This is a genomic window from Rhodococcus sp. Eu-32 (assembly GCF_003336925.1).
In the GTDB taxonomy this organism is placed as follows: domain Bacteria; phylum Actinomycetota; class Actinomycetes; order Mycobacteriales; family Mycobacteriaceae; genus Rhodococcoides; species Rhodococcoides kyotonensis_B.
In genome coordinates, this window is record NZ_QGNK01000031.1 from 41105 (window position 1) to 48404 (window position 7300).

General features: G+C 65.5%; 9 protein-coding genes. 4 read left to right on the forward strand and 5 right to left on the reverse strand.

The genetic code is table 11. The annotated features are described in order from the left end of the window. Positions 1 to 22: 22 nt before the first annotated feature. Genes DK926_RS24835 through DK926_RS24845 form a run of 3 tightly spaced genes read right to left on the reverse strand, consistent with a single transcriptional unit; the run spans position 23 to position 2466 of the window. Positions 23 to 1399, reverse strand: coding sequence for an FAD-linked oxidase C-terminal domain-containing protein (locus DK926_RS24835; protein WP_114332615.1), 1377 nt, complete (start codon positions 1397 to 1399; stop codon positions 23 to 25). Between the two features lie 34 nt (positions 1400 to 1433). Beyond that, a complete protein-coding gene (locus tag DK926_RS24840; RefSeq protein ID WP_114332616.1) occupies positions 1434 to 1955 on the reverse strand; it encodes a DUF3558 domain-containing protein in 522 nt (173 codons plus the stop codon). Then, a complete protein-coding gene (locus DK926_RS24845) occupies positions 1945 to 2466 on the reverse strand; it encodes a DUF3558 domain-containing protein (protein WP_243637012.1) in 522 nt (173 codons plus the stop codon). Before DK926_RS24845 ends, DK926_RS24840 begins: the two co-directional genes overlap by 11 nt. A 170-nt stretch (positions 2467 to 2636) precedes the next feature. Here DK926_RS24845 and DK926_RS24850 point away from each other — a divergent pair, with 170 nt between their 5' ends. Next, entirely contained in the window at positions 2637 to 2948 is a 312-nt protein-coding gene (locus tag DK926_RS24850; protein ID WP_114332617.1) for a hypothetical protein, read from the forward strand. Here DK926_RS24850 and DK926_RS24855 read toward each other — a convergent pair. Continuing rightward, positions 2945 to 3574 carry a Type 1 glutamine amidotransferase-like domain-containing protein gene (locus DK926_RS24855; protein ID WP_114332618.1) on the reverse strand — a complete coding sequence of 210 codons (630 nt, stop codon included), beginning with the start codon at positions 3572 to 3574 and terminating at the stop codon, positions 2945 to 2947. The two genes, DK926_RS24850 and DK926_RS24855, sit on opposite strands and share 4 nt — an antisense overlap. Next, positions 3571 to 4011 (reverse strand): HIT family protein, encoded by a 441-nt coding sequence (locus DK926_RS24860; RefSeq protein WP_068427084.1) that lies wholly within the window; start codon positions 4009 to 4011, stop codon positions 3571 to 3573. Before DK926_RS24860 ends, DK926_RS24855 begins: the two co-directional genes overlap by 4 nt. A gap of 289 nt (positions 4012 to 4300) precedes the next feature. Between DK926_RS24860 and DK926_RS24865 the strand changes: the two genes are divergently transcribed. The 3 genes from DK926_RS24865 to DK926_RS24875 are packed head-to-tail and all read left to right on the forward strand — an operon-like array spanning position 4301 to position 7157. Then, the gene (locus DK926_RS24865) at positions 4301 to 5386 is read left to right on the forward strand and encodes a Re/Si-specific NAD(P)(+) transhydrogenase subunit alpha (protein ID WP_207890910.1); all 1086 of its coding nucleotides are present in this window, start codon (positions 4301 to 4303) and stop codon (positions 5384 to 5386) included. Continuing rightward, the gene (locus DK926_RS24870) at positions 5386 to 5715 is read left to right on the forward strand and encodes an NAD(P) transhydrogenase subunit alpha (RefSeq protein WP_114332621.1); all 330 of its coding nucleotides are present in this window, start codon (positions 5386 to 5388) and stop codon (positions 5713 to 5715) included. The genes DK926_RS24865 and DK926_RS24870 overlap by 1 nt, the downstream gene beginning before the upstream one ends. Further along, complete coding sequence (locus DK926_RS24875) at positions 5715 to 7157, forward strand: NAD(P)(+) transhydrogenase (Re/Si-specific) subunit beta (protein WP_068426994.1); 1443 nt, start codon at positions 5715 to 5717, stop codon at positions 7155 to 7157. The genes DK926_RS24870 and DK926_RS24875 overlap by 1 nt, the downstream gene beginning before the upstream one ends. Positions 7158 to 7300 lie beyond the last annotated feature (143 nt).

Sequence of the window (7300 nt, forward strand, 5' to 3'; positions counted from 1 at the left end):
CGCGCACGTGCGACGAAGTCGCCTACAAGACCGCCCCGGGATTCAGGATGCCGTCCGGATCGAGGGCGGTCTTGATGCGCTGCGTCAGCTGCATGACGTCGTCACCCACCTGATCGGGAAGCCACGCCTTCTTCAGCCGACCGACGCCGTGTTCGCCGGTGATCGTGCCGCCCAGCGAAATGGCCAGATCCATGATGGCGCCGAACGCGACGTTCGCTCGACGCTCCATGTCGGAATCGGACGGGTCGAACACGATGAGCGGGTGCGTGTTTCCGTCACCCGCGTGCGCGATGACGGCGACCAGAACGTCGTACTTCTCGGAGATTCGTTCGATCCCCTCGACGAGATCCGGCAGCGCGGGTAACGGAACGCCGACGTCCTCGAGCAGTAGGCTGCCGAGTCGTTCGACGGCTGGGATAGCGAAACGTCGTGCAGCAGCGAATGCTTCGCCTTCCTCGGGGTCGTCGGTAGTGAAGACGTCCGCTGCGCCAGCTGCAGTGCACGCGTCGGCCATGATCTCGATTTCCCGCGCACGGTCGGCGCCGGGGGAGTCCGACCGTGCGATCAACATCGCCTGCGCGTCACGGTCGAGGCCCATGTTCATCGCGTCCTCGACGGCGCCGATCGACGCGCGGTCCATGAACTCGAGCATCGCCGGACGCAGTGATCGAGTGATCGCGAGGATGGCCGTCGTCGCATCCCGCACCGACGAGAACGAGGCGACGACGGTGCTCGCCGGTGGCTGCGCCGGAATGAGCCGCACCGTGACCTCGGTGATGATGCCGAGCGTGCCCTCGCTGCCGATGAACAGTTTCGTGAGTGACAGTCCCGCAACGTCTTTCAGTCGCGGTCCGCCGAGTCTGACCGCGGCCCCGTCGGCCAGCACCACTTCGAGTCCGAGCACGTAATCGGTCGTCACGCCGTACTTGACGCAGCACAGGCCGCCCGCGTTGGTGGCCGCGTTCCCGCCGATCGAACACATCTCGAACGACGACGGATCGGGCGGATACCAGAGCCCGTGTTCGGCAGCGGCCTTCTTGACCTCCGCGTTCAGCAGACCGGGCTGCACGACGGCGACGCGTGTCACCGGGGCGACGCTGATGTCGCGCATGAGTTCGGTCGTCAGCACGATACCGCCGTCGACAGCCGTTGCGCCACCGGACAATCCGGATCCGGCACCTCGCGGTACGACGGGAATGCGGTGCGCGCTCGCCCATTTCATGACGCTCTGCACGTCCGAGGTGGAACGCGCACGCACCACGGCGAGCGGTGTTCCCGCATCCGGATCCTTGGCCCAGTCCTGGCGGTAGCGTTCCGTCACGTCCGGGTCGACGAGGACGGCCCCGTCCGTCAGCAGGTCCTGCAGCTCGGTGAGGGCCGCGTCGAAAGAGTTGCTCATGTGAAGAAACACTATGGGCCGACGCGGCGCCGCGTCACTGGTTTCGCTGCAACGTCAGTTCGGCGAGCCGAGTGGCGGCCGCGCACGGGTCGCCCGCGCCGCTGCGGTACTGCACCCACCAGGTGATCGTTCCCGAGTACGCGGCGGTGATGCCACACGACGCCGCATCGCCGGGTCGCCTGGACAGGAACGCGGTGGCACCGGCCACCGACACGTCTTCGACGGCGTATCCGATCTCCTGCGACAGAGTCTTCTCGCGTCCGAGCGAATTGGTCTCGAACCACGCGAACGTCACGTCGACTGCTCCCGCCGGCCCGGATCCGTCCCACATGCAGACCGCCCCGAAGAAGTACTGGTAGACCCCGTCGGCCTGTACGGTCTCGGCGATCTTGTCGTCCGGGACGGCGGTGCATTCCTGAAGGAGCTTCGCGAAGTCGGCGTCGGCGTCGCCTGCATACCCTTCTGCCGTCGGCGTGCCGGTGACGGCAGTGCTGCAGCCGGCGAGCAGTGCGACGGCCGACACCGCCGCCGCGAGTGCACGTCTCCTACTTCGCATTGGCGACCACCGCTCGCGCCAGGTCGCCGACGATGTCGCAGATCTCGCGCGTCGGTGTCGCGTACACGTAGTTCACGGACCAGTGGATGAACCCGTCGCCGGACTCCACGCCGACCTCGCACGAGTAGTCGTCGGCTCGCGCGCTGAATCCGGGATGTCCGTCGATGTCGAAGGCGCGTATCTCGCGTCCGATCCGTCCCGCCACGGTCCGTTCGCGAGCGATGGGACTGCCTCGATACCACGTGAACATCGCGTACGCCCCGCTGTCGGAGGCCTCGAAGCGGCAGCGAATTCCGTTCCTGGACACCGCGGCGAGGCCGGGCACCCCGGTGATGTCGACGACCTGCTCGTCGGTCACGGAACCGCATTCGCCGACGAAGAGTTCCTCGCTGACGGGCGCGGGTGCCCGAGTGGTCGTGGCCGTGGGGGAGGGGTCGTCGGCCGAGTGTCCGCATCCGGCTGCGGCCAGCGCCAGGACGCTCAGGCCGATGCGAATTCCAGGCTTCCCCACGAGCAGTGACCCTACCGAGTCGAGAATGAATTCGCCCGGTTCCCACAGTGCGGAGCAAGTCCCAATAGTCACACCCGTCACTTCTGTTACCCGATCGATGCGTGCGTGACACGGAATCGTGCGGCTGCGGGGTCTAGCGTCCCAGCCAGTGGACTTGAAGGAGGCCCAACATGATGAATCCGCACAGCACGTCGTGGGATTACGTGGCCGCGATGTTCTCGTACGAATTCCAAGGCGGCGGAATCGATTACGACACCCTCGAAACGCTGCACCGCGGTGACGTCCATGAGTGGGTGGAGGCGCTGGAACATTCGGGGTTGTTCGACCGACCCACGATCGCCGACGCGGAAGCTCAGTGGAAGCACCGCCCTCGGCTCCTGCTCGACATCCTGCTGCTCGACGCGGACGAGATGACCAGGAAGCGCTGCGACATGGCGTGGTCCTCGCTCGACCGCCTCGCGCCGTTCGCGCAGTCGGGCTAGATCCGTTCCTGCCGATCGCCGTCGACCACCAGCACCTGGTCGTCGTCGAGGGTGACGAACGGAGTTCCGTCGCGCCGGTAGCGCTCGACCATCGTCGCACCGGAATTCGTGTCGTCGAGAATCGATCCGTAGTGCGGGATCAGGGACGTCTCGACGAAGCCGAGTCCGTCCCAGATCACGTCGCCGCCGGTAGTCGGGTGCACGTCGGCGGGATCGTCGGCAGTCTCGATGCCCCGCAACGACGTCGACGCGACGCACGCGCCCGCGCTGTAACCGCCGTAGACGAGCCGGCCGTCACGGACGCGTCGTGCAATCTCGTTCTCGGCGCCCGACAGGGCGAGGCGAGAGCGCAGCACGAAGGTGTTGCCGCCTCGAACCCATACGGCACTGACCGAATCGAGCATGGCGGCAATGGCTTTCGTGCTTCCGCGTAGGTCCAGCTCCTCGGGCTCGAATCCGAGTTCGCGCAGGCTGCGAAATTCGCTCGTCACCGCCGACGCGCGTGCCGCGTCCGGCCAGCTGTCGCACGCGTTCGCGATCACCGCGATGCGTCCTGGTGTGCCCGTCATGTCGACGAACGTGTCCGGGTGCGCGCCGAATCGATACGACGCCAGAAACAACTTCACGCGTCGTTCTCTTCGCTGAGACGTCGAAGACCCGTCCGAATCGCGTCCGCGGTCTCCTCCGGCCGACGCGAACGCCGTGTCACGAATCCTGTCGCGAACCGGAGTTTGTCTCCCGTCCACCGTGGGACGACGTGCAGATGCGTGTGAAACACGGTCTGAAACGCGGCCTTGCCGTCGTTGACGACGAGGTTCGCGCCGTCGGCACGAAGGTCGGATCTGCGCATCGCGCGAGAGAGCTGTTGCCCGGCCGCGAACACGGACGCGCCCAGCGACGGCTCCAGATCGTCGAGGTCGGACGCATGTGTCTTCGGCACCACCAACACGTGGCCGCGCGCGATCGGGCGGATGTCGAGAAAGGCGAGCACCGAGTCGGTCTCCAGAACTCGCGTTGCGGGGGCATCACCCGACACGATGCAGCAGAACACGCAGTTGTCCACGGCCAACACTGTAGGTGCACACCCTGGCTTATGATGTCGATCACACAACCCCGTCGAGCTGCACGTCACGCCGTTTCGGATTCGATTCAGACCGCGAAATGCTGTGGCGTGGGTTACCTGAGGGCTGCCTACTCTGGCTATCATCAGTCTCCTCGTGCCTTGACGCTGGGCGCCGCCTGTTCGCCGCACGGTTACCCCCGTTCGCCGAACCGCAGGCACCATTCACTTTTTTACGGAAGTCGGAGAATTGGATACATCGCACAGCACAGAGAACGGGACGAGCGGCCATGTGACGACGCGCGTCGGCGTCGTCCGCGAGTCGGGTGACGGCGAGCGTCGTGTGGCGCTGGTTCCCAAGGTCGTGTCCTCGCTGGTAGGCAAGGGTGTACACGTCGTCGTCGAGTCGGGCGCTGGTGTACAGGCCCTGATTCCGGACGAGTTGTACGCGGCGGCGGGCGCGGAGATCGGTGATGCGTGGTCGGCGGATGTCGTGGTCAAGGTCGCGCCTCCCACCGATGCGGAGATCGCGAAGCTCCCGTCGGGTTCGACGTTGATCGGTTTCCTCGCGCCGCGTAACGCGGACAACAAGATCGGCGCGTTGGGCGCTGCGGGTGTGCAGGCGTTCGCCGTCGAGGCCATTCCACGCATTTCACGTGCACAGGTGATGGACGCGTTGTCCTCGCAGGCCAATGTCGCCGGCTACAAGGCCGTGTTGCTGGCTGCGTCGGAGTCCACGCGCTTCTTCCCGATGCTGACGACCGCCGCGGGCACGGTCAAGCCGGCGACGGTGTTGGTGCTCGGTGTCGGCGTCGCGGGTCTGCAGGCGTTGGCGACGGCGAAGCGTCTCGGCGCGCGCCCGACCGGCTACGACGTGCGTCCCGAGGTGGCCGATCAGGTGCGTTCGGTGGGTGCGCAGTGGCTCGATCTGGGTATCGACGCCGCTGGTGAGGGCGGGTATGCCCGCGAACTTACCGAGGACGAGCGGGCTCAGCAGCAGCAGGCGCTCGAAGAGGCGATCAAGGGCTTCGACGTCGTCATCACGACCGCGTTGGTGCCGGGACGTCCCGCGCCGCGCCTGGTGACGGCTGCGGCGGTCGAGGGCATGAAGCCCGGCAGCGTCGTGGTCGACCTGGCTGGGGAGACCGGCGGCAACTGCGAGTTGACCGAGCCGGGGCAGACCGTCGTCAAGCACGACGTGACCATTGCGTCGCCGCTGAATCTGCCGGCGAGCATGCCCGAGCACGCCAGCGAGCTGTACTCGAAGAACGTTTCCGCGCTGCTCGAGCTGCTGTTGGACGAGAACGGTGCGGTCGCGCCCGACTTCTCCGACGAGGTGCTTGCGCAGTCCTGCGTCACACGGAAGGCCGATGCCTGATGTACACCGCTCTGCTCGCGAACATCGCGATTCTCGTATTGGCCGGCTTCGTCGGCTTCGCTGTCATCTCGAAGGTTCCGAACACGCTGCACACGCCGCTGATGTCGGGCACCAACGCCATTCACGGCATCGTCGTGCTGGGTGCGTTGATCGTGCTCGGCCGTCTTCCCGAGGACGCGTCGTGGGGTGTGCGGATCATCGCGTTCGTCGCGCTGATCTTCGGCACGCTCAACGTCGTCGGCGGCTTCCTGGTCACCGACCGCATGCTCGGAATGTTCAAGTCCAAGAAAGCACCTGCTGCTGTCGGTGAGAAGGGTGCTGATTCCTGATGAACAACCTGGTCAACATTCTCTACATCATCGCGTTCGCGCTGTTCATCTACGGTCTGATGGGTCTGACGGGCCCGAAGACGGCGGTCCGCGGTAACTGGATCGCCGCAACCGGTATGGGCATTGCCGTCGTCGCGACCCTGATCGAGGTGCGCGACGCGGCCGCGATCAACTGGATTCTCATCGCCGGTGGCCTGCTGATCGGTGTCATCCTGGGTGTTCCGCCGGCCAAGCGCACGAAGATGACGGCGATGCCGCAGCTCGTGGCCCTGTTCAACGGCGTCGGCGGCGGCACGGTCGCGTTGATCGCGTGGGCGGAGTTCATCGAGACCGACGGCTTCTCGGCGTTCCATCACGGCGAGGAGCCGACGGTGCACATCGTCGTCGGATCGCTGTTCGCCGCGGTGATCGGTTCGGTGTCGTTCTGGGGCTCGCTGGTGGCGTTCGCGAAGCTGCAGGAGTTGCTGAACAAGAACGTCGAGAAGGCGTTCGTGAAGAACGCGCGCACCTTCCAGCTGGCGAACATCGTGTTGCTGCTGGTCGCGGTCGCGATCTCGATCTACATCGGAATCAACGCGACCCCCGGTGAGGGGACGGCGTGGTGGACGATCGTCGCAGTGCTGATCGCGGCCGGTCTGATGGGTCTGTTCGTGGTGTTCCCGATCGGCGGCGCTGACATGCCCGTCGTCATCTCCCTGCTCAACGCGTTGACCGGTCTGTCTGCAGCGGCTGCGGGTCTGGCGCTGAACAACACGGCGATGATCGTCGCGGGCATGATCGTCGGCGCGTCGGGCTCGATCCTGACCAACCTGATGGCGACGGCGATGAACCGGTCCATTCCGGCGATCGTGTTCGGCTCGTTCGGCGGCGGCAGCGACGCGGCTGCCGGTGGCCCGGGCGATGCCGGTGGCACCGTCAAGTCCACCTCGGCGGCGGATGCGGCGATCCAGATGGCGTACGCGTCGCAGGTCATCGTCGTGCCCGGATACGGGTTGGCGGTCGCGCAGGCTCAGCACGCGGTCAAGGACATGGCGTCGATCCTCGAGAGCAAGGGTGTCGAGGTCAAGTACGCGATCCACCCGGTCGCTGGTCGTATGCCCGGGCACATGAACGTGCTGCTCGCCGAGGCCGACGTCGAGTACGACGCGATGAAGGAAATGGACGACATCAACGGCGAGTTCAACCGCACCGATGTCACCATCGTGATCGGCGCCAACGACGTCACCAACCCGGCGGCGCGTAACGACCCGTCCAGCCCGATTCACGGCATGCCGATTCTGAACGTCGACGAATCCCGTTCGGTCATCGTGCTCAAGCGTTCGATGAGCTCCGGATACGCCGGCATCGACAACCCGCTGTTCACCGCGGACCGCACCTCGATGCTGTTCGGCGACGCCAAGAAGTCGGTCAACTCGGTCATCGAGGAGTTGAAGGCGCTGTAATGCAGCTGCGCTGCCCGTGATGCTCCTATGAGTGTCAACTTCCGATTTTTTGTGTGAGTAGCTGGAACATTTCGCGGGCGACGGCTCGTTTGAGGCAGCGGATGATGTCGCGTTTGCTTTTGCCTTGGGCGAGTCGTTTGTCG

Bases quoted from the DNA above. Each gene is read 5' to 3' on its own strand.
- DK926_RS24835 (WP_114332615.1), bottom strand. From the start codon at position 1,399: ATGAGCAACTCTTTCGACGCGGCCCTCACCGAGCTGCAGGACCTGCTG.
- DK926_RS24840 (WP_114332616.1), bottom strand. From the start codon at position 1,955: ATGCGAAGTAGGAGACGTGCACTCGCGGCGGCGGTGTCGGCCGTCGCA.
- DK926_RS24850 (WP_114332617.1), top strand. From the start codon at position 2,637: ATGATGAATCCGCACAGCACGTCGTGGGATTACGTGGCCGCGATGTTC.
- DK926_RS24870 (WP_114332621.1), top strand. From the start codon at position 5,386: ATGTACACCGCTCTGCTCGCGAACATCGCGATTCTCGTATTGGCCGGC.
- DK926_RS24875 (WP_068426994.1), top strand. From the start codon at position 5,715: ATGAACAACCTGGTCAACATTCTCTACATCATCGCGTTCGCGCTGTTC.